Source organism: Youngiibacter multivorans (assembly GCF_017873395.1).
Taxonomy (GTDB): Bacteria; Bacillota; Clostridia; order Clostridiales; family Clostridiaceae; genus Youngiibacter; species Youngiibacter multivorans.
Genome location: NZ_JAGGKC010000024.1, coordinates 41,731 through 61,721 on the forward strand (window position 1 = coordinate 41,731; position 19,991 = coordinate 61,721).

The 19,991-nt window shown below is 40.6% G+C and carries 16 protein-coding genes and 1 pseudogene; 15 read left to right on the forward strand and 2 right to left on the reverse strand.

The window, feature by feature from the left end:
- Complete coding sequence (locus J2Z34_RS13015; RefSeq protein WP_209460306.1) at positions 1 to 675, forward strand: AroM family protein; 675 nt, start codon at positions 1 to 3, stop codon at positions 673 to 675.
- Positions 676 to 928: 253 nt separating this feature from the next.
- Here J2Z34_RS13015 and J2Z34_RS13020 read toward each other — a convergent pair whose 3' ends face one another.
- Entirely contained in the window at positions 929 to 2,449 is a 1,521-nt protein-coding gene (locus J2Z34_RS13020) for a glutamate synthase-related protein (protein ID WP_209460307.1), read from the reverse strand.
- A 525-nt stretch (positions 2,450 to 2,974) separates the two neighbouring features.
- Between J2Z34_RS13020 and J2Z34_RS13025 the strand changes: the two genes are divergently transcribed.
- The 3 genes from J2Z34_RS13025 to J2Z34_RS13035 all read left to right on the forward strand — a co-directional run bounded on the left by J2Z34_RS13025 (position 2,975) and on the right by J2Z34_RS13035 (position 6,728).
- Entirely contained in the window at positions 2,975 to 3,910 is a 936-nt protein-coding gene (locus J2Z34_RS13025) for a LysR family transcriptional regulator (protein WP_209460308.1), read from the forward strand.
- Positions 3,911 to 4,393: 483 nt separating this feature from the next.
- Positions 4,394 to 5,194 (forward strand): MBL fold metallo-hydrolase, encoded by an 801-nt coding sequence (locus tag J2Z34_RS13030; protein ID WP_209460309.1) that lies wholly within the window; start codon positions 4,394 to 4,396, stop codon positions 5,192 to 5,194.
- A gap of 13 nt (positions 5,195 to 5,207) precedes the next feature.
- Positions 5,208 to 6,728 carry an SLC13 family permease gene (locus J2Z34_RS13035; RefSeq protein WP_209460310.1) on the forward strand — a complete coding sequence of 507 codons (1,521 nt, stop codon included), beginning with the start codon at positions 5,208 to 5,210 and terminating at the stop codon, positions 6,726 to 6,728.
- Here J2Z34_RS13035 and J2Z34_RS13040 read toward each other — a convergent pair.
- A complete protein-coding gene (locus tag J2Z34_RS13040) occupies positions 6,703 to 6,858 on the reverse strand; it encodes a hypothetical protein (protein WP_209460311.1) in 156 nt (51 codons plus the stop codon). The two genes, J2Z34_RS13035 and J2Z34_RS13040, sit on opposite strands and share 26 nt — an antisense overlap.
- Positions 6,859 to 7,045: 187 nt before the next feature.
- Here J2Z34_RS13040 and J2Z34_RS13045 point away from each other — a divergent pair, with 187 nt between their 5' ends.
- From J2Z34_RS13045 to J2Z34_RS13095, 11 genes and pseudogenes are all read left to right on the forward strand, one after another.
- Complete coding sequence (locus tag J2Z34_RS13045) at positions 7,046 to 8,296, forward strand: MFS transporter (protein WP_209460312.1); 1,251 nt, start codon at positions 7,046 to 7,048, stop codon at positions 8,294 to 8,296.
- A gap of 627 nt (positions 8,297 to 8,923) precedes the next feature.
- A complete protein-coding gene (locus J2Z34_RS13050; protein WP_209460313.1) occupies positions 8,924 to 9,310 on the forward strand; it encodes a hypothetical protein in 387 nt (128 codons plus the stop codon).
- A gap of 456 nt (positions 9,311 to 9,766) precedes the next feature.
- A pseudogene (locus J2Z34_RS17975) lies at positions 9,767 to 9,964 on the forward strand (zinc ribbon domain-containing protein); the annotation flags it as partial.
- A gap of 846 nt (positions 9,965 to 10,810) precedes the next feature.
- Positions 10,811 to 11,746: a 3-hydroxyacyl-CoA dehydrogenase family protein gene (locus J2Z34_RS13060; protein WP_245250745.1), complete on the forward strand. Its 936-nt coding sequence runs from the start codon at positions 10,811 to 10,813 to the stop codon at positions 11,744 to 11,746.
- 626 nt (positions 11,747 to 12,372) lie between these two features.
- Positions 12,373 to 13,662: an SLC13 family permease gene (locus tag J2Z34_RS13065; RefSeq protein ID WP_209460315.1), complete on the forward strand. Its 1,290-nt coding sequence runs from the start codon at positions 12,373 to 12,375 to the stop codon at positions 13,660 to 13,662.
- A 31-nt stretch (positions 13,663 to 13,693) separates the two neighbouring features.
- Positions 13,694 to 15,031, forward strand: coding sequence for an adenylosuccinate lyase (purB, locus tag J2Z34_RS13070; RefSeq protein ID WP_209460316.1), 1,338 nt, complete (start codon positions 13,694 to 13,696; stop codon positions 15,029 to 15,031).
- Between the two features lie 383 nt (positions 15,032 to 15,414).
- Positions 15,415 to 16,593 (forward strand): NAD(P)-dependent malic enzyme, encoded by a 1,179-nt coding sequence (locus J2Z34_RS13075; protein WP_209460317.1) that lies wholly within the window; start codon positions 15,415 to 15,417, stop codon positions 16,591 to 16,593.
- Between the two features lie 137 nt (positions 16,594 to 16,730).
- On the forward strand, positions 16,731 to 17,573 hold the full coding sequence (locus tag J2Z34_RS13080) for a fumarate hydratase (protein ID WP_209460318.1): 843 nt from the start codon (positions 16,731 to 16,733) through the stop codon (positions 17,571 to 17,573).
- Between the two features lie 94 nt (positions 17,574 to 17,667).
- Entirely contained in the window at positions 17,668 to 18,228 is a 561-nt protein-coding gene (locus J2Z34_RS13085; RefSeq protein ID WP_209460319.1) for a Fe-S-containing hydro-lyase, read from the forward strand.
- Positions 18,229 to 18,364: 136 nt separating this feature from the next.
- The gene (locus tag J2Z34_RS13090) at positions 18,365 to 19,297 is read left to right on the forward strand and encodes a LysR family transcriptional regulator (protein WP_209460320.1); all 933 of its coding nucleotides are present in this window, start codon (positions 18,365 to 18,367) and stop codon (positions 19,295 to 19,297) included.
- A 5-nt stretch (positions 19,298 to 19,302) separates the two neighbouring features.
- Positions 19,303 to 19,782: a DUF3237 domain-containing protein gene (locus J2Z34_RS13095; protein ID WP_209460321.1), complete on the forward strand. Its 480-nt coding sequence runs from the start codon at positions 19,303 to 19,305 to the stop codon at positions 19,780 to 19,782.
- The last annotated feature ends 209 nt before the right edge of the window (positions 19,783 to 19,991 follow it).

The window sequence follows — 19,991 nt, forward strand, 5'->3', positions numbered from 1 at the left end:
ATGAAGGTTGGTGCCATAACGGTTGGACAATCTCCTAGAGTTGATGTGACCCCGGACCTTTTACCTATATTCAGAGACAAGGTCGAGCTTATCGAGACCGGAGCTCTTGATGGCCTCAGCTGCGAGGAGATAGCTAAATTCGCACCTGAAGAAGGCGACTACGTCCTTGTTTCAAGGATGAACGATGGAGGTTCTGTCACCTTCGCGGAGAAGCACATACTCCCAAGGCTTCAGGAATGCATCTACAAGCTGGAGGAACAAGGTGTTTCATTGATTATATTCTTCTGCACAGGTAATTTCCCTGTGGAATTTGACTCAAAGGTACCTCTTGTATTCCCCAATATGGTGCTTGGCAACATAGTGCCATTGCTGACCAGGAAGAAAAGCATAAGTGTGCTCATACCATCAGAACTTCAGGTTGAGCAGGCCAGGGTGAGATGGGAAAAGCTTGTCGATAATGTCACTGTTTTCGCAGCTTCGCCATACGGAAAGTTTGAAGATGTCAGGCTCGTCGCGGAAAAGCTGATTGAAACCGACAGCGACCTCGTGGTCCTAGACTGCATAGGATACACCCAGGAAATGAAGGATATGGTATTTAAACTGACAAAAAAGCCTGTAGTATTGCCTAGGACACTGGCAGCAAGGATAGTAACTGAAATTGCTGACATAGGATAAATTTAATAGAAATATGAAAAGAGACCTGGATGGAGCTATTTTGTTTCCATGCAGGTCTGTCTTTTGCAGTGAAATTGGGTTTTCTAATGTTTTGCACACTCCATGCCATTGCAAATGTTGCAGGCTTTACAATGTGAACCAATAGTCTTCACTGCATTCATAAGCAGTCAAATATAAGACTTATCTTAATCGATATTGAAAAATGACCCTCACCTAAACTACCAGTGAGAGTCACATTTTCAATATAACTTCATTACAACCAGGTTCCATTTAAGATTTCTTTTGCTTCGCGTGTCATTGGAATAACATCTTCTTGATTAATGTATTTAGCATCAAATTTACGGTTAAGTGCAGCAAAATGTCTCAGGCCAAAAGCAATTTTTTGAAGATATGAGTAGGTACCGATGGCACCAAAGGAGATTTTATCTGCATCTGGTCCGTAAAGACTGCGCAATTCTGGTAAATGCCTGAACAAAGCTTCACTTGATTCACCAAATCGTTCTAAATGCTTAGGAATAGTACCATTTTCCAAGAGTTTTCCTATCTTCTCTCCCACCATAGCCGCAGCCATTGCAGGACGACAAAGTCCAACTAATTTAACATATGGCGCCCCAATCGCCAATGCTTTATAGACCTGATCTTCACTAGCAATACCTCCTGTAATCGCAATATCTGGAATAACCATGCCAGCACTTTCCAGTCTCATGCAAATTTCCGGTAAAATACTTTCAATACATACTGCAGGTAAACCCCATTCATTCATCATTTTACTTGGACTATAGCCCGATCCACCACCTGCACCATCAAATGTAACAAGATCTACATCTAATGCAGCACCGATACGAATAACTTCTTCAATATCACGTCTATCAAATCCAGCCATTTTGAAATAGACATTTTTCATACCCATCGTTCTCAAAGATTCAATTCGCTCTCTTAAAGACTCTTCGGTCCACATCGGTAACCGTTTATAACTCCAAAATTCAGGACAGGCGTTTTTTTCATAAAGCTTTATGATTATAGGATCTTCAGGGTCTGGATGTACTATGACACCTTTCTTTTTTATAGCCAAAGCCTCTTGCAAACTACCAATCCTTATCGCAGGTTGAGTTCCCTTAGCCGCTTGACCGAATTTGAACTCTATAGCTGTAAAGCCGCATTGGGTTATGGCAAATTCTGCTAGACCCATATTAAAGTCTTCAAGATTACATTGGAGAATTATTTGACCGTATCCTCTGTAATATTGATTAAATGTCTCGCGAATTTCCTTCAACTTTTCGAATTTTACTATTTTCCCGTTAAAATCTAACTGAAGATTTGGGTCTTTACTAGGAGAGCCTTCACCAATCACACAACAAATACCCGCCATCGCTGCACCAGCAAAATAATCTTTCCAGTTTAACTTAATGAGAGCAGGTAAAATAATTGGCATATTCAATTTTACTGGGTTTCTATGTCCAATGGTTGTTGATAGAACCACCCCGAAAATCGTAGCCTCCTCGCTATCCGCCGGGCATCCCATCGCACCAAAGGCACGTCCATTAATATTAAAATGAGAATAATCTATAGGATAGTCTTTTTCACTCGCCACTTGGTTATCTCCTGTATTTGTCGGATAAACAACAGATTTTCCAAGCACAGCAGACAGACCGATTTCACAGGTTCCTACACAATCAGCAGTACAAAGAGAGCACATCCCAGAACAAGGTGTTGTTTTATCACTTCGCATTTTGGTGTCATTAAAGGATGATGAGAGCTTTGAACTATAAGTCATATGAATCCCTCTTTCATTTTTATTTTAATATTACTCCACTTCATTATAGATGTAAAAACTGGTGATTACATGTTGAACAATCAGTGGCATTTTGTACTAGGAATTTGTCTTCAGTCTATCTTTGCCTTAGCTTGCAGTCAATCTTAAATATTTGCACTTTTAATTATATCCCTTAGTATACTATTTATGATAGGATAAGGATATTCGCTAAAACCAACGTTATTGTACATAAAGTTTATTAAGGAGTGTGAGTATTGCTTTCTCAGATAAGCTGACAGATGGATGTATCAAAGATAATTTTCGATTAAAGCTGGATAAAGGATTCATTATCTGTGAAATCTGAACCAAAATTTAAGGCAGTTATACAATTAATGTAGGATAACAAATCAAATATCAGTTCCACTACAAAAAACTTCCTCCACTTAAGAAAATTGATCACATGTTAGAGATACTTAATCTAAAATGACTTTAGCGGTTTACAAATTAAATCACGGGACCTCTGAATGCCAGAAGGAGATGTTAGCATTGACCATTGAAGAATTACGCTATTTCGTTGAGGCTGGAAAGTGCGGGAGTTTTTCTGCAGCAGCAGAGAAACTTCATATATCTCCACAGGGGCTAAGCCAGGGTATCCGCCATCTGGAACAGGACATAAATGTTTTGCTCTTTCAAAGGACGACATCAGGTGTATCGCTTTCTGAAATTGGTCTGCAGGTATTTGATCATGCTTCAAATATCTTAGATAGCCTGGATCAGATAAAGACCTGTGTGAACGGGCACAGGGGAAAACACACTGAACGGCTTTGCTGTGCTGTTAAGTCATCCAGACTTGGCAATACATTAAAAATTCATTTGGATCAATTTCAGAAAGAATCTGGAATTGTCATTGATGTTGTAGATTTTAGCAATATAAAGCAAAGAGGCAAACTGTTGATGTCCAACAAGGTTGATTTGCTTTTTGAATTCAAAGAGATATTGCCATGCAATGACCATTTTAATGAGCAGCTTATTTTCCGGTCATACATGTGGCCGATTTTGAATGGTGAAAACTCATTGACTTCAAAAGAAACATTGTGCTGGAAGGACTTGAGAGGTATAACGGTAATCGCTGAAAGCGATAAGCATATCTACATTCCCTATCTTAAAAATAAATTCCAGAAATATGGACTGAAGCCTGAATTCGAATTTTGTTTTGATGCGCATTATTGTCTTGAGGTTTTAAGCAAGAGTCCAGAAAAAGTGTACTTCACTACAGATTCAGCGTACCGTCAGTATTTGGATACACATAAGAACTTAAAATGCTGTAGCAATGAAGATCCTCTCTATCTGGAATATACGGCATTCATCAAGAAAGAGCTTGCTGACGATGCGGTCTATCAGGAACTTGTATTATATTTACGTGATGTTATGAAAGACTATAGTGCATTGAAGATCACCAAGGAACATCCTCAGAGCAGGTAAAGAATCTCATGGATTATGAAGATTGAATAGAGTTAATGAACATTGACTAAAACCTGTAAGAGCCTTGTTCTGAAAATAAATAAGAACAACAGATGAGCTTTGGCACTCTACCTACACCATTAAATTAGTTAACCACAAAAGCAATTGGATCCATATTGGCGTTTCTTTGCTAGTTAACGAGCCAATATATGTGGTGAATACATGAGAAATACATTTCCAGTTATTCAGTACAATAGGAAAATTTCCAATAGGGTCATCGATGCTTACTGCATCCGATGACCTCATCTTTTCTCCTAAGAGAGTCTTTACTGAAGATTATGCCTGACCTGAGATTAAATGAAATGGTTTAAATGAAAAGGTTTAAACGTTCCGTTAAACTGCTGTTTATTCTAAGAGGCGGGCAAAGCTGTGATAATAAATATGTAAGCAGATGAATAAGTTCATAGCTCCAATATCACATCTTGAGAATAAGGAGGATAAGAATTGGAAAAATACTGGCGAATTCCTAACCCAATTAAACCATTGTTTAAAAAAGAACTAGAACCTTTCCCATCAACAAAATTTTTTGACCAACTTTCTTTCATCGGCAATCCTAATGTCGGCTGTTTTGTTCTGGAAACATCCGAAGGTATTATAATGATTGACTGTATGGAACCACAGAATCAATATGTGGAAATGATCGAGAAGGGGTTTTCAGATTTAGATCTGGATATCAAGGATCTGAAGGTAATTCTGATTACACACGGGCATGGTGACCATTACGGTAAAGCAGATTATTTCCGTGAAAAGTATGGATGCAAGCTCTATATTTCAAAAATCGATTATGAATATGCTCTTCAGGACTACAGAAGTCCGGTAGGTGTTTTGAGCTTTGAAATCAATGACTACCTTGATGATATGGATGTGTTCAAGCTGGGTGACACACAGGTTACCTGTGTAATGACACCAGGTCACACACCAGGCTGCCTTTCTTACATATTCCCGGTAACTGATGAAGGGGTAAAACACATGGTAGGCATTTGGGGTGGAACTGGAATACCCCGTGATCCCGGACTGATTAATGATTATCTGAATTCAATCAGAAGATTCACTAGGATATGCGATGAAATGGGCTGTGATGTAGAGATTTCATCTCATCCGTTTGTAAACAACGGGATTAATCGTCTGGAGATCATCCGAAACATAACCGATGGGGTACATAATCCATTTGTTGTGGGAAAAGCTGGGTATCAATACACCATGAAGGGTTTTGAAAAAATGTGTCTCGAAAGCATGGAAAATTAGGGGGGGAATAATAATGGAAAAGGTAAAGACATTGGAAAAGTCAAGTATAATGGATAAGGTAAAACCACAGGGAATGTCAAATTCATCGGTTATCCATCTGATGATCAGTTTATTCTTTATGTTCATTTTCGGCAGAATATGCCCTACCTGGTCAACGGTTACCCGAATGGGAGTTCAGGGTCTTAGCATATTGATTGGTGCCATATGGCTTATCTCCAATCGTTTCGGTCTCGTCTTTACGTCATTTTTAGGTATGTTTGCAGTAGTCGCTTCTGGGTACAAGACGGGGAATGCCATACTATCTACGACTTTAGGAAGCGATGTTGTCTTCCAGCTGATATTGGTTTTCGTATTTGTATATGCCATTTCAGAAACCGGTGCTGATGCGGTTCTTGCAAGATGGATGATTTCCAGGAAGAGTTTGAATGGCAAGCCAGTCCTTTTCAGTGTTGTATTCATGCTTTCAATTACATTTCTTGCTGCAATAGTAAGTTCGCTTGGAGCTTTCATGTTCTCAGTAGCGATGATAAACTCCATAGCAAAAGCAACAGGCTATGAGGAAAAATCACAGTGGAAGAAGACTATGATGACTGGTGCAATCTGTACTTCATCCATAGGAGGCGCAATACTACCATTCAAAGGTCTGTCACTGATGATATTCAACATGTTTACGATCGGAATCAAGGCATCCGGTATTCAGATAAACCAGGTTGCATATATGGGTTCAGCCTTGATCGCAGGCTTGCTGTTCTCGGTAGCTTTTGGTCTCAGCGTAGGTCCGCTATTCAGAGTTGACTTTACAAAACTCAGGCAGGCTGATGTAGCGGCCATCACCCAAGAAGGCGGAACCAAAATGAACAAAGCTCAGGTAATAGTGATGCTTTCATTTTTTGTAGGGTTCCTCTATTCTATAGCAATGATCTGGGTACCAAAAACCAGTCCTAACTATCCTTTGTTTGCTGGAGTCGGACAGGGCTTCTGGTTCATGATAATTCTGGTTGGACTATCACTTATCCGCATTGATGGAAAGACTATAATAAATATCGATCAGATCATAGGAAAAGCTGTCAATTGGGGTATAGTATTCGCAGTTTGCATGTTCACCATAGTTGGTATGATGATATCAGACAAGGAAGTCGGAATTCAGTCATGGTTAGGTAATGTACTTTCCGGTGTCTTTGGTAATATGTCATTCCCGGTGTTCATGATTACCCTGGTTCTGGCAACAATACTTCTAACCAACACATTTTCAAATACAGCTACAGCCGTTATAATCGGTACACTTACAGCTCCATTCATTTTGCAGTATGCTACAAGTGCAGGAATTAATCCTAATGCGGTTATCCCAGCTGTTGTTATGTCAGCCAGCTGCGCATACCTGACAATGGGAGCGGGAGGTTCATCTCCTATATATCTGGGTCTTGATTGCATGAAGGGTGAAACCAAATGGGTATGGACCTATGGCCTAATTGCCTTAGTACTAGAGGTAACTATGACAACCGGAGCCTTCATCCTATGCTCATATCTCCTGTAGCATTTGAGCAATCGGACTTGCCAAATGCCTCATAGAGATAGGCCGTTATGATTGTAAACTGAAGATTGAAGGACGCCTGTGTTGAAGCCAATGGCGGATCAACACGGGCATCCTGCTTCTTCAGCATCATGTAATGGCATTTATTGTGGGGGATTGTTCCAGAGAACTAATGTCTTATTAATGATTGCGTTCTGCCAAATCAGTCCGCTTGCTCTCAGTTAATATCTTTGACGTATCCAGCATCAAGGCTTTAAAGGCGGAGAGGGGCTTGAATAGTATGGATAGTGGATATAATCTTATAGAGAAAGTTTAAACATATGGAGAGTAACAAGTTTTGCCGCGAAAGGAAAAATATGGCTAAGAAATCTGGATTCATAACATCTGCATTCATCAAAATTTGCTTGATCAACTTCATATCAATGTTCGGACAAACCATGACAAATACATTAATACCCAAATTCGCTGACTCTTTAGGTGCTGCGCCATTAATTGTGGGAGTAGTTACAAGCTCATTTTCAATATCAGCACTACTCATTAAACCATTTTCCGGACCTGCGATTGACTCTTTCAATAAGAAATATGTTTTGCTGATGGCAAACCTGTTTATTGCCATAGCATACTATGGATATAGCATGTCTTCGAGCGTGCAAATGATTATAATATTCAGGCTCATACATGGATTCGGGCTTGGTTTTACGGTAATTGCCTGTCTCACCCTTGTTTCTGAAGCTGTGCCAGATTCTCTGCTTACTTCAGGTATAGCCGTATTTTCAATTGCCGCTGCAGTCGCTCAAGCGATCGGACCCGGGTTAGGGTTAGCGCTATCCAGACAATTTGGATATAGACAAACATTTCAAATTGGGATGTCTATCATGTTGATTGCCGCATTTGCAGTGTTGGCTCTAGATAACAGTAAAAAGAGCAACGTGCCATTCAAAGTGTCATACAAAAATATCTATGCAAAAGAAGCGTTGATACCTGCCATAATAATGTTCTTTTTAGCGGCAGTTTATGTAAATATCAATTCATACCTTGTACTGTATGCAATGGAAGTGAATGTGACCAATATCGGACTGTTCTATACAGTCAATGCAATTGTTCTTCTAATATCCAGACCAATTATTGGAAAGTTTTCAGACAGATTTGGCGTAGTAAAGGTATTGCCAATGGCAATTATCTTCTATGGGATCTCAATGGTCATGATAAGCTATTCAAACAGTATCGAGAGATTCATTGTGGCAGCAGTCATCAGCGCATTTGGATACGGAGCGTGTCAGCCGATAATCCAGTCATTATGCATGAAAAGCGTAACTCGCGAAAGGCGAGGTTCAGCAAGTGCAACCAGCTATTATGGTACTGATTTGGGATACATGATCGGACCGCTTATTTCAGGGGTTATGATTGAAAGATTTGGATACGCAATAATGTTTAGGACCATACCGTTACTGCTTGTTTTTCCTCTACTGATCTTTTACTTCTTTATCGATAAGCTGAATGCCATTGACATGAAATCAAGATTAGACTGTAAGGACATTTCCGACTTATCCATTACTGACAATTTTGAGTAGTGAATCCATTTGTTTGACGTAGTTTAGCTATATGATAAAACGAAATGATTGAAGATTACGAAGATAAAATTTAGGCTTCATTGGATCCTATAAGCCGAATGTCAAAGGACTTCAATGAAATTTCATGATTATCCCTATAATGAATCATGAGACTGGCTTTTGTGACGAATTTGGTACAAATGAGAATTGATTGAGACAATTAAGGATGTGGAACTAAGAGGGAGGCTTTTCACATTATTGCAAATATTAGTATGGTCATATTTTTACAGATTGGTGGTCTATTATTTTATTCATCCCTTCACCAACGTTAGTGAAGGGATGACAATAACTTAAGTTTTAAGGGCCTACATCAACTCAGATGCTCATTTCCTGTATAGTAAGTTTTTCCAGTTCATTATTAAAAGACAGAGATTAAAGAAAACAATAAGCTTTGACATAAATATTGGGCTACTGGGTCCGAATGTTCTTAGCTCGCTGTTTGATATGGTTCTATAATAGTGGTATGATTTAATCATAAACAATCTTGGCAACTTATGTATCTTAATGGACTTGTTAGAAGGGTTATGATGGTTAAGATCATTTGACTTTCAATCAGGACAGATTAAGCCATAAAAGGGGACGTTTGTAATGAACAGGAAAAGATTTCTAGTTACTCTCGTTTTTATGATGGTTATAATTCTTGCTTTTGGTAATGTAAATGTTGTAAATGCAGCTAAGAAAGATCCATCCGCTCCTATTGTTACCGCTGAAGTTATTAAGGAAACGCTTATTGCTAAATGTAATTATTCTTGGGCAAATGTTCCAGCTAATGAAGGCTATGTGGTACGTTATTTCCTGAAGGCCTGGTACACAATCCCAGTCACTGTTTCAGCGTCTTCCGGGACTGTAGAAACTGGCTTGCCAATAGGTATCCAACTTCCACCTAAGAAAGCAGAGAAACTTATTTTTATTGTAGAGTTGCTCGATCCATCAGGTAACGTGATTTCTTCTGAAAGTGACTTCTGTACATATTGACAATATAACGGACAAAAACTTCCAGAATATAATCAGTTTGATGTACCATATAACTCGTATGACTTACTATAAGCATTTAACAGATTACAGTGCAAATATCATAATTGACCACTTAAGATTGGATTATGTTCCATTCTGAGGTGGTCTCTATCATTTTGGTTATATTTAGATAAATTATACATGGTATAGATTTATCATAAAATTAGCTATAAATATGAAATAAATATAAAGGTAAATTAGTAAAGACAAATGGTATACAGCTTTATTAAAAGGATGAGGTGAAATAATATTTAAATGCATTCAGTTTAAAGATAGTAAAAACCCACAATAGCATCTGTATCGAGGTCCTTAACATGAATGACATGCTAATAGAGCCACTAACTGGCAAAAAGCATTTCTGATGTATCATTGACGAACCTTGTATCTAAACTGCAGTAAAGGCCATGGTATGGGAAAGAAGTCATCAGGATAAGTAGATGGTTTCCGGCAAGTCAGATATGCACTGAGTGCGGCCACAGTGAAGGGAAGAAGCCACTCTATGTGAGGGAGTGGACATATCCTGTCTGGCATGCGCATCATGACTGTGATGTCAACGCAGCAAGAAATATTCTGGCTGAAGTGCTCAGTATAAGAACGCAATGGCTGAAGTCTTAAGGAAACGGGTACAAGCAATTCCACCGGAATTGTGGGATAGTCTGAAAAAAAGAGAAACTTATGCAGGCAAAGAATTAAACCTTTAAGTATGCTTTGTTTCGAAGAATCACGTGACTTTTATCAAGAGATAAAATCCATATGAGTACAGCAGTTTATAATAGGTAAAACCGTAAATATGTCATAATTTACATGTTGATAAATATATTATGACAATTATAAATTTAAAGTATGGTGTTGTATATAATTAATATTAGTAAAGAAGTAAGCAATATTGAAAACGTGAGTGCAAAAGCGCGAAAATCGACAATGATTGCAATAAATTACATGATAGGGAAGTGTTATTATGCCTTTCTATAATTTCAGGAAAATTTGGACACCATTGCAGTTTTTTGGGATCAGTTTGTATTTGGAAAAGAGCCATGGGACCCTCTGGTACCGTGTTGGAAATGGCAGGCGCCAGCCTATTAAGAAGGTATAGGAACAAATACCTATGAAAAACCGCTTGAAGCTATCCCGGAAGATAATCAGTCTGTGGGATCTGCAAAAAGAATGTTAGTCTTATAGATCCATGCATAACCCCACCAAGCAGGCAGATGATAATCATCTGTTCACTTGGTGGGCTTTTACATTGAGCAGGGTTTTTCGATTTTGCATCTGTGGAACTATAAATATTCCATAAATGTCAGTATCTCAATAGTTCATTAGCGAATCTTGAAATTAAAGATAACACAGCTGTTGAAAATTCAGATTCGAGAAGCGATAAATTCAAAATATTTTAGAAATCACACTTTGATAATAATACATAGGAATGTATAATTATAATGTAAACGTTTTGGAGGTGTTGTGATGGAAATTAAAAAAATTGGTGTAGCAGGATCCGGGACAATGGGTTCATCCTTAGCAGAAACCTTTGCCAAATTTGGGTACGAGGTTTATCTGTATGACATTGCTGATGCCCAGCTGGAAAGAGCAAAAAAACTGATTACCTTGAACCATGAAACTGAAGTCAAGGAAGGGATGCTCACTCCTGAAAATGCTGATGCATTGCTTAAGCGTATCTCCTATGGCTCTGACATACAGGGCTTCAAGGATGTGGATTTCCTTATTGAAGCGATTCTTGAGAAGATCGAGGTGAAGCATTCATTCTGGGGAGAAGTCTCCAAAATAGTACCGGACCATGCGGTGCTTTGCTCCAACACTTCCGGTCTGAGTATCACAAAGATTGCAGAAGCGGTTCATCTACCTGAAAGATTTGGAGGAATGCACTGGATCAATCCACCACATATCATCCCTTTGGTGGAAGTAATCTCTGGGGACAAGACCACCGCAGAAGCTGCTGAGGTCATATATCAGCTTGCTGTAAAATGCAAAAAGAAACCAGTTAAAGTCCATGATGCACCAGGATTTGTGCTTAACAGGATCCAATTCGCCATCATGAGAGAAGCCCTAAATATCGTACAGGAAGGAATCACCACAGTGGACGGTGTGGATGATGTCATGAAGTATGGACTGGGACTCCGTTATGCGGTGTTCGGACCATTTGAAGTTGCCGATTTGGGCGGACTGGACATATTCAGGAATATTTCCTCATACCTGTTTGCTGACCTATCGAACGCGGACAAGGAATTTGGTCTTCTGAAGGAGCACTTTGAGGCCGGAGAACTGGGAGTCAAATCCAAGAAGGGTTTCTACGATTATGCCGATGGCAAGGATATGGAACAAATCAGGTACCGTGACGAAATGTACACAAAGCTCCATAAGCTTCTTTACTCTGGAGAGTAGACTTTGTCGATATACCCGATGAGAAAGCATAAATATAACTAGAATCATATACGCCCACCAGATAAGAGATAAAAATCACTCTTATCTGGTGGGTTTTTGAAATGTATGACAATACACCAGTAATGATGATCATTTCATTTCTTGCCATTTTCTCCTGACGATATTAGCCATGAAGTTTGAGCCTCCAGGGAAAAATCAATCCCGTCTATACAAAGGTCTATGTAATCTGGACTTATCTATACTATGCAGAATAAGTATGATTCTCAAATGCGGATTTTAAAAATGTCACATTGCTGATAGTCCCAAATTACTATATTTTCATGATTAACTAAAAGGATTGAAACATATTGAGAGACAGGCATGTATGGGATAACAGCTTCCTTACCTGCCTGTGCTTTATCTTTCCATCAATTAAACCGTCATGCTGAATTAGGTTATGAATCATGTAAAGTATCTCTGGTCTCTGATTTAGAAACAGTCAAACAGATGCACACCTGGATACGCCTACTTTGTTTGAATAGTCTTAGCCTATGACTCAATAGGTATTAAGTATTATACAGAAAAAAGAGGCGTTGGTAATATGTAAATGGGAAATCGATTTCAAATAATGTCTTAGGGGGAAAATCATGACACCACAGATCATTACGTTATTATTATTGGCTATTGTTGTTGTTCTTCTGGTAACTGAAAAGATGCCCATGTCTTGTATCGGATTAGGTGTAATCGCTGTACTGACACTTACAAAGGTCCTGAAACCCGCTGAAGCGCTGGCCCAGTTTGCAAGCGGAAGCATAGTGCTGATAAGCTGCGTATTCCTGATTAGCGGAGCGATGATGGAAGTCGGTGTCGCGCAGCTTATTGGAAACAAGGTAAGGCAGATTGTTGACAAGTCCAAAGGCGGAGAAACCATGGTGATCCTACTCATCATGGCAGCAACAATGGCAATGTGTACCGCATTACCAAGGGTTGGAGTTGCCGGAGCCCTTATTCCTATAATAATTTCGATATCCATGGCAACAGGAATAAGCAGAACCAAGCTTCTCTTCATCATGGCGCTTACTGCAAGCTTCGGTGGATCGATAACCCTTATAGGGACACCTCCGAACCTTCTTGCTAAAGCTGCACTTGAGCAGGCGGGATTAGGTACAATAGGATTCTTCGATTTCGCAGTCGTCGGTATTCCACTAGCAATCATGGGAACTATCTTCATCCTTCTTGTTCGAAACAGCAGCCTTATACCAGCACGATTCCAGGAAGAGATTGTCGATGTATCTAAGATAAAGGAACAGGCCAAGTTGGATCCTTCACTGAAGAAGAAACAGGTTCTCACAGGCTTAGTATTTGCAGTATTCATCCTGTCGATCATATTTGAAAAGCAGACTGGAATACAGGCATATATAGTAGGTATAATTGGCGCGGCGGTGCTTGTCACAACCAAGACAGTCACTGAAAAATTCGCTTTCAACCAGAGCATCAACTGGGGAATGACATTCTTCATAGTTGGAATGCTTACATTAGGGGATGCGATGAGCAAGTCCGGAGCAAGCAAACTGCTCGCAGATAATGTAATGTCAATGGTAGGCAGCAATCCAAGTCCTTTATTACTTACCGGAGTCCTATTTCTTTTGGCTGCAGTCCTCACCCAGTTCATGTCTAACACTGGAGCTGCAGGAATGCTGATACCATTCGGAATATCTTTGGCATCAGGTTTGGGTCTGGATCCTAAGGCTGTAATAATGGCCATTGTAATTGGATGCAACAGCTCATTCATGACACCGATGGCAACACCAGCAAATACAATGATAGTAGGACCTGGAAACATAAAGTTCATGGATTGGGTAAAGGTTGGAATTCCGCTTATGGTAATGACCTTCATATTAGCTATGGTGGTACTGCCTATGGCATTCCCTCTATAAAATACAAAAGTGAAAGATATGGTGAAACTTGATGGGAATTAGTGTGTTTGACAATGAGCTGTACAAATATAACTACAGCGCTGATGAAATGAATAAGATATTCGATGATAAGAATCTGTTGCAGAAATGGCTCGATGTGGAGGCAGCTCTTGCAGCTGCTGAAGCAAAGGTAGGACTTGTACCGGATGATGTCGCTGCCATAATAAAGGAAAAAGCCAAAGTAGAAAATATTGACATGGAGATCATAAAGAAGCAGGCAATAATAACAGGACATCCGTTTATGCCGCTACTAAGGGCCTTTACCCCGATTTGCGGTGCAGCAGGGGAGTACGTCCATCTGGGTACGACAACACAGGACATGATGGACACGGCGGAAATACTGCAGATAAGGGAAGGTTATGAGCTTATCCTTAAGCAGCTGAAAGAGCTATATGAAGAGCTGCTTAAGAAGGCTGAGGAAAAGAAGAAGACAATAATAATGGGCAGGACCAATGGGCAGCATGCTCTGCCAATAACAGTAGGATTCAAATTCGCTGTATGGGCAAGTGAAACAAAAAGACATATACAGCGGCTTGAAAGCTGCAAGGATAGGCTGTTTGTAGGACAGTTTTCCGGGGCAGTCGGCTCACTGGCATCACTGGGCGAGAATGCGATTCAAGTCAGGAAGTTCTTCTTCGAAGAACTGAACCTGAATTCACCGGACATTACCTGGAACACTTCCAGGGATAATGTTGTAGAAATAGCATCGATCCTGGGCATCATGGCGTCAACGTTGAGCAAGATAGGTAACGAGGTCTATGCGCTGCAGAAGCAGGAGTTTTCTGAGTTCGAGGAATTCACGGGACATGGGGCTGTAGGCAGCAGCACAATGCCTCATAAAAAGAATCCATTCATATCGATGCAGATAGTGTCGCTGGGAAGACTCGTAAAGATTGCAGTAGCAGAAGCGTTCGAAACACTGGAAAATGAGCATGAGCGTGATCCTCGTTCATTGTCAGTGGAATGGGATTATGTGCCAAGGGTGTTCTGCTTCGCAAGTGCAGCATTGGAAAAAACAATAAACCTGGTAAGCAATCTTGTCATTAAGGAAAAGAACATAAACAAGAATATCAATATACTGCAGGGACTGGTGTTCAGTGAAAAGATAATGATGAAGCTCAGCAGCAGTATTGGAAGGCAAACAGCCCATGACCTTATGCATGAACTTGCACTTGAAGCGCTTGAGAATGGTACACCGCTTAAGGATATGATCATTGGCAACAAGGAGATCATGGAACACTTTACAAAAGAGGAAGTCGAGGAAAGCCTCAAGGCTGAGAACTACCTGGGACTTTCAGAATACTTCGTTGACGAAGTTCTGGCAAGGTGATAATAGTATTGGAATGCACTCAGAATGACCTCAATAATGATTTTTGAAGATATTCATAATGAAATTCTTAAGTTGGTGTCGGGGATTTCCATACACCATAGGTAATTCATGTTTGCATGGCTAACAAAATAGAGAATGACAATTTCCGCAAATACATTAAAATGGCAGTTCCCCATTCGCTCGGATGGGGATTCGCTGCTATAAGCAACAATATATCACAACAGCAATATTGCTAGATGAACTGCTATAAATTTATTTCATCAATAGTATAGCAACCTGCAAATATCTTAAGTAAGTTGAAGATGTCCAAGGTTTCATGAAGCAACGGTGAATACGCAACAAGCTAAACAGTTGAAGAACATAAGATATCAAGGGAGGAAATAATGTCTACAATATATGAAAGAGCGCTTGAGAAGCATGTCGAATGGAAAGGGAAGCTTGAGGTTTCGCTTAAAGCTCCGCTCGAAACAAACGATGACCTTAGCATGGCGTATACTCCAGGGGTGGCACAGCCCTGCTTAGAAATCGAAAAGGATCCTGACAGCGTCTACAAGTACACTTGGAAGGGGAACAGTGTGGCTATAGTGACCGATGGGTCTGCTGTATTGGGGCTGGGAGATATCGGACCAATGGCAGGACTTCCGGTTATGGAAGGCAAGGCGATTTTGTTCAAGAAATTCGCAGGAATCGATGCCGTACCCATTTGCCTGGATGCCAGGGAACCGAAGGAAATAGTAAGGATAGTCAAGGCTATAGCTCCAGCCTTTGGTGGAATCAACCTTGAAGACATTAGCGCTCCAAGATGCGTTGAGATAGAAAGGGCGCTGATAGAAGAGCTTGAAATACCAGTATTCCATGATGACCAGCATGGAACTGCCATTGTAGTTACGGCCGGACTTATAAATGCGCTTAAATTGGTCGGTAAGAAAGCAGAAGACGTTACAGTTGTGATCAGCGGCACTGGAGCCGCAGGCAGCTCGATAATAAGGATGTTGAAGAAACTGGGAGTAAAGACAATATATGCATTCAACAAGGACGGCATGGTTGTCAGGGAAGAATACGAAATGTATGACCACCTGGTAAGGGAGCTTGTTGAAATTACAAATTCACAAAGAAAAAAAATGTCCATTGCGGAAGCTTTGAAGGAAGCGGAAGTCTTTATTGGCGTTTCAGCGCCGGGGCTGTTGACTGCAGAAATGGTATCTGAAATGAAGAAGGACCCAATCGTGTTCGCTCTGGCAAATCCTGAACCGGAGATAAGCTATGCTGAAGCGGTTGCTGGAGGAGCACGCGTTGTAGCGACTGGAAGAAGTGATTATCCGAATCAGATCAATAACGTCCTGGCTTTCCCAGGTCTTTTTAGAGGTGCTTTTGACGTAAGGGCAAGGAAGATCAACGAAGAGATGAAGATGGCCGCTGCAATCGGAATCGCATCTTTGGTTTCCGATACTGAGCTCAATGAAGAGTATATAGTTCCATCAGCATTGGATCCTAGAGTCACTGCTGTCGTAGCAAAAGAAGTAAGTAAAAAAGCGGTTGAAACAGGCGTTTCCTCACTTTAGGTGGACTGACAGGATCAGACTGAAACTACCTGCTTAATCAGTTAAAAAGAGAATTTGAATTAATGACCTTATGGTGGGTTTCACGATAGGATGGGAAGGATGCCAATCAAAGGGTAAAGGAGCAAATGACAGGTACTATGAGAACAATAGATGTTTCAAAGATAACAGATGCAGTCAGGAAGCTTTGCATTGAGGCCAACTATTTCCTTCCTGACGATATCAAAAATAGATTCGATACAGCACTTAACGAAGAAACCTTTCCCATTGCGAAAAATTTCATAAAGATACTTAAAGAAAATGCTGATGTCGCTGCAAAGGAAAATATGCCGATTTGCCAGGATACAGGAATGGCAATTGTCTTCATCGAATTGGGTCAGGATGTTCATATTGTCGGAGGTTCCATTGAGGAGGCAGTCAATGAGGGAGTCAGGTGTGGCTATGTTGATGGGTATCTGAGGAAATCGGTTGTGGGGGATCCTCTTGAAAGAGTGAACACAAACGACAATACTCCGGCAATAATCCATTATGAAATTATTCCTGGGGATGGGTTAACCATCACTTTGTCGCCTAAGGGTTATGGAAGCGAGAACATGAGCAGGATAAGGATGCTAAAGCCATCTGATGGAGTAGAAGGAGTGGTTCAATTCATTTTGGATTCGGTCAGGGAAGCCGGCCCTAATCCATGCCCTCCAATAATTGTAGGTGTCGGTATAGGCGGATCATTTGAGAAGGCTGCCTATCTGGCTAAGAAATCCCTGTTGAGGCCCATTGATTCAAGAAACCCAATTGAATACTATGCGAACCTTGAAAATGATATTCTCACTGCCATAAATGGATTGGGAATAGGACCGCAAGGCTTCGGGGGACTAACCACAGCACTTGCCGTGAACATAGAAACCTATGCAACCCATATAGCAGGACTCCCTGTAGCAGTCAATATAAGCTGTCATGCGACAAGACATAAGGTCGCACAATTGTAACCATCATGAAGACTGAAAGGCCATATTCTCAGATCAGAGCATTTGCAATTAGTAATGAATCAAACATGAAATATATGTGATGAGGGACGGTATTATGGAGAAGAGAATATTTACTCCGCTTACTCAGGATAAGCTGAAGGACCTTAAGGCAGGTGACACAGTACTGCTGTCAGGATATATTTATACTGCAAGGGATGCTGCCCACAAGAAGCTTGTCGAGCTGTTGAAAGAGGGGAAGGAACTCCCGTTTGATGTCAGGGATCAGGTAATATACTACGTAGGACCGACTCCTGCAAAAGAAGGACAGCCTATAGGCTCAGCCGGTCCAACCACAAGCTATAGGATGGATGCTTACGCGCCAATGCTGATTGAGCAAGGCTTGACCGGAATGATTGGTAAGGGCATCAGGGGTAAGGAAGTAGTAGATGCCATGATAAAGCATGGCGCAGTATATTTCGCTTCAATCGGAGGAGCAGCCGCATTGTCCGCCAAAAAGGTGAAGAGTTCTGAACTTATTGCATATGAGGAACTAGGTGCAGAATCGATCAAAAGGCTGTACGTTGAGGATTTCCCGATTATAGTGGCAATTGACGCATATGGAAACAATTATTATGAAATAGGGCAAAAGGAGTATCTTGAAGGTTACAGCAAGTGACAATGAATAAGTTTCATGTAAGATGTGATAAAATCAATAGTGATGCTCGCTCACATTAACTGTAGCCGTGGAAATAAATACTGGTTTTGGATTCACCACATTCTTTTCTGTCATCTATACCAAGGAGGTTAGGACAATGGACACTCGCAAACTGATATATTTTGAAGCGGTTGCAAGGAACAACAACTTTACGAAGGCTGCTGAAGAACTATTGATCTCTCAGCCATCAATCACTCTGGCAATAAAGAACCTTGAAGACGAACTGGGAGTGCTCCTCTTCAAGCGAGAGCAAAACCGGATCCTCCTTACAGATGAAGGCCAGATACTATTGGTCAGGTCAAGGGAAATAATCGACAGCATTGAAAAATCAAAAAGGGAGATCCAGGAATATGCAGCTGGTGGTGAGAAAATTCTCAGATTTGGGGTTCCACCAATCATGGGTTCATGGATCCTGCCGAGTCTAATAAATGACTTCACATTAAGGTTTCCAGGGCTGAAACTCGAAATATCGGAGCTTGGTTCTAGGAACATAATCCAGTCTTTGAACAAGGATTTGATCGATGTAGGCTACATTGTCTTCGATGATAATTACAGCATTGACTTCTATAAGGAATATGAAGTAATGGAAATTACGAAAGGTCAGATATATGTTCTTTTGAACAAAGACCATCCGTTTGCTGGTCAAACATCAATAGACATAAGAACGCTGGACAATCAGCCTTATATAGCATATATCGAGGGTACCTTCATGCAGACCGCAGTATATGCCGAACTAGAGAAGAAGAATGTTTCATTGAAGGAAGTATACAAGCCCAACCAGCTGGCTACGCTGATCAATCTGGTGAGCTATGGGTGCGGGATATCATTCATAATGGACAACAGGGTGCCTATCGTGAAAGACAATAGTAATCTTATGTCCATACCCCTGAAGGAACCTCTATATTATAGTACAGGCCTGATTTGGAAAAAGAAGAAATACTTGTCAAAGGTAGCGAGAAGCTTCATTGATTTCATGGCTGAAAGAAAAAACAATCAGTTAGATCACCATGATCAAATACAGAAGGGTTAGATGCGATGCATGGAGAAGAAGTAAGAAAGCTAGAGATTGAAGAGATGTTCAGAATTGATGTTATAGTCGACAAACCGATTCTTATCGGTCAGGACGGTGTTGAAGGAAGGCGTCAGTTGATCCCTATCCTATCCGGAAAGGTCACAGGAAATGGTTTCGAGGGGAAGGTATTACCCGGAGGAGTGGACAGCCAGATCATCCGTCCGGATGGAAAATGTGAATTGTCAGCCCGTTATGCTATCCTGCTTGATGACGGCGCCACAATTTACATCGAGAACAATGGAATACGTACCGTACCTGCTGACCAGGTAAAGGATGTAGTAGAAGGTAAATTTGTCGACCCAAGCCTATACTATTTTGTTACCGTTCCAAAATTCGAAACATATGACGAAAAATACAAATGGATGAAGGACCTGATTTTTATATGTTCAGCAACAAGACTGCCCGAGAGTGTTTTGCTTAAATTCTACAGAATAACGCAATAGATTGAAATGCTCAGGAATATAATCAAGTTAACTCATCGGATAATCTGCTCCGAAGTCATCGAATTGAAATTCCTGGTTTTCTTCACTTATACGGAACCCAATTGCTGGTGGGTTCTTTTTGCGCGACGGGCAGTTGCTACATAATGAGACTACAGGGTCTCACTATATCTCCAGAATTAAGCATGATGTTTACGATACAGGGTATAAAC

What these genes read in the sequence shown, in the direction of transcription:
- J2Z34_RS13015 (WP_209460306.1), top strand. Translation starts at nt 1, where the DNA reads ATGAAGGTTGGTGCCATAACGGTTGGACAATCTCCTAGAGTTGATGTG.
- J2Z34_RS13020 (WP_209460307.1), bottom strand. Translation starts at nt 2,449, where the DNA reads ATGACTTATAGTTCAAAGCTCTCATCATCCTTTAATGACACCAAAATG.
- J2Z34_RS13035 (WP_209460310.1), top strand. Translation starts at nt 5,208, where the DNA reads ATGGAAAAGGTAAAGACATTGGAAAAGTCAAGTATAATGGATAAGGTA.
- J2Z34_RS13040 (WP_209460311.1), bottom strand. Translation starts at nt 6,858, where the DNA reads ATGATGCTGAAGAAGCAGGATGCCCGTGTTGATCCGCCATTGGCTTCA.
- J2Z34_RS13045 (WP_209460312.1), top strand. Translation starts at nt 7,046, where the DNA reads ATGGAGAGTAACAAGTTTTGCCGCGAAAGGAAAAATATGGCTAAGAAA.
- J2Z34_RS13050 (WP_209460313.1), top strand. Translation starts at nt 8,924, where the DNA reads ATGAACAGGAAAAGATTTCTAGTTACTCTCGTTTTTATGATGGTTATA.
- J2Z34_RS13060 (WP_245250745.1), top strand. Translation starts at nt 10,811, where the DNA reads ATGGAAATTAAAAAAATTGGTGTAGCAGGATCCGGGACAATGGGTTCA.
- J2Z34_RS13065 (WP_209460315.1), top strand. Translation starts at nt 12,373, where the DNA reads ATGACACCACAGATCATTACGTTATTATTATTGGCTATTGTTGTTGTT.
- purB (WP_209460316.1), top strand. Translation starts at nt 13,694, where the DNA reads ATGGGAATTAGTGTGTTTGACAATGAGCTGTACAAATATAACTACAGC.
- J2Z34_RS13075 (WP_209460317.1), top strand. Translation starts at nt 15,415, where the DNA reads ATGTCTACAATATATGAAAGAGCGCTTGAGAAGCATGTCGAATGGAAA.
- J2Z34_RS13080 (WP_209460318.1), top strand. Translation starts at nt 16,731, where the DNA reads ATGAGAACAATAGATGTTTCAAAGATAACAGATGCAGTCAGGAAGCTT.
- J2Z34_RS13085 (WP_209460319.1), top strand. Translation starts at nt 17,668, where the DNA reads ATGGAGAAGAGAATATTTACTCCGCTTACTCAGGATAAGCTGAAGGAC.
- J2Z34_RS13090 (WP_209460320.1), top strand. Translation starts at nt 18,365, where the DNA reads ATGGACACTCGCAAACTGATATATTTTGAAGCGGTTGCAAGGAACAAC.
- J2Z34_RS13095 (WP_209460321.1), top strand. Translation starts at nt 19,303, where the DNA reads ATGCATGGAGAAGAAGTAAGAAAGCTAGAGATTGAAGAGATGTTCAGA.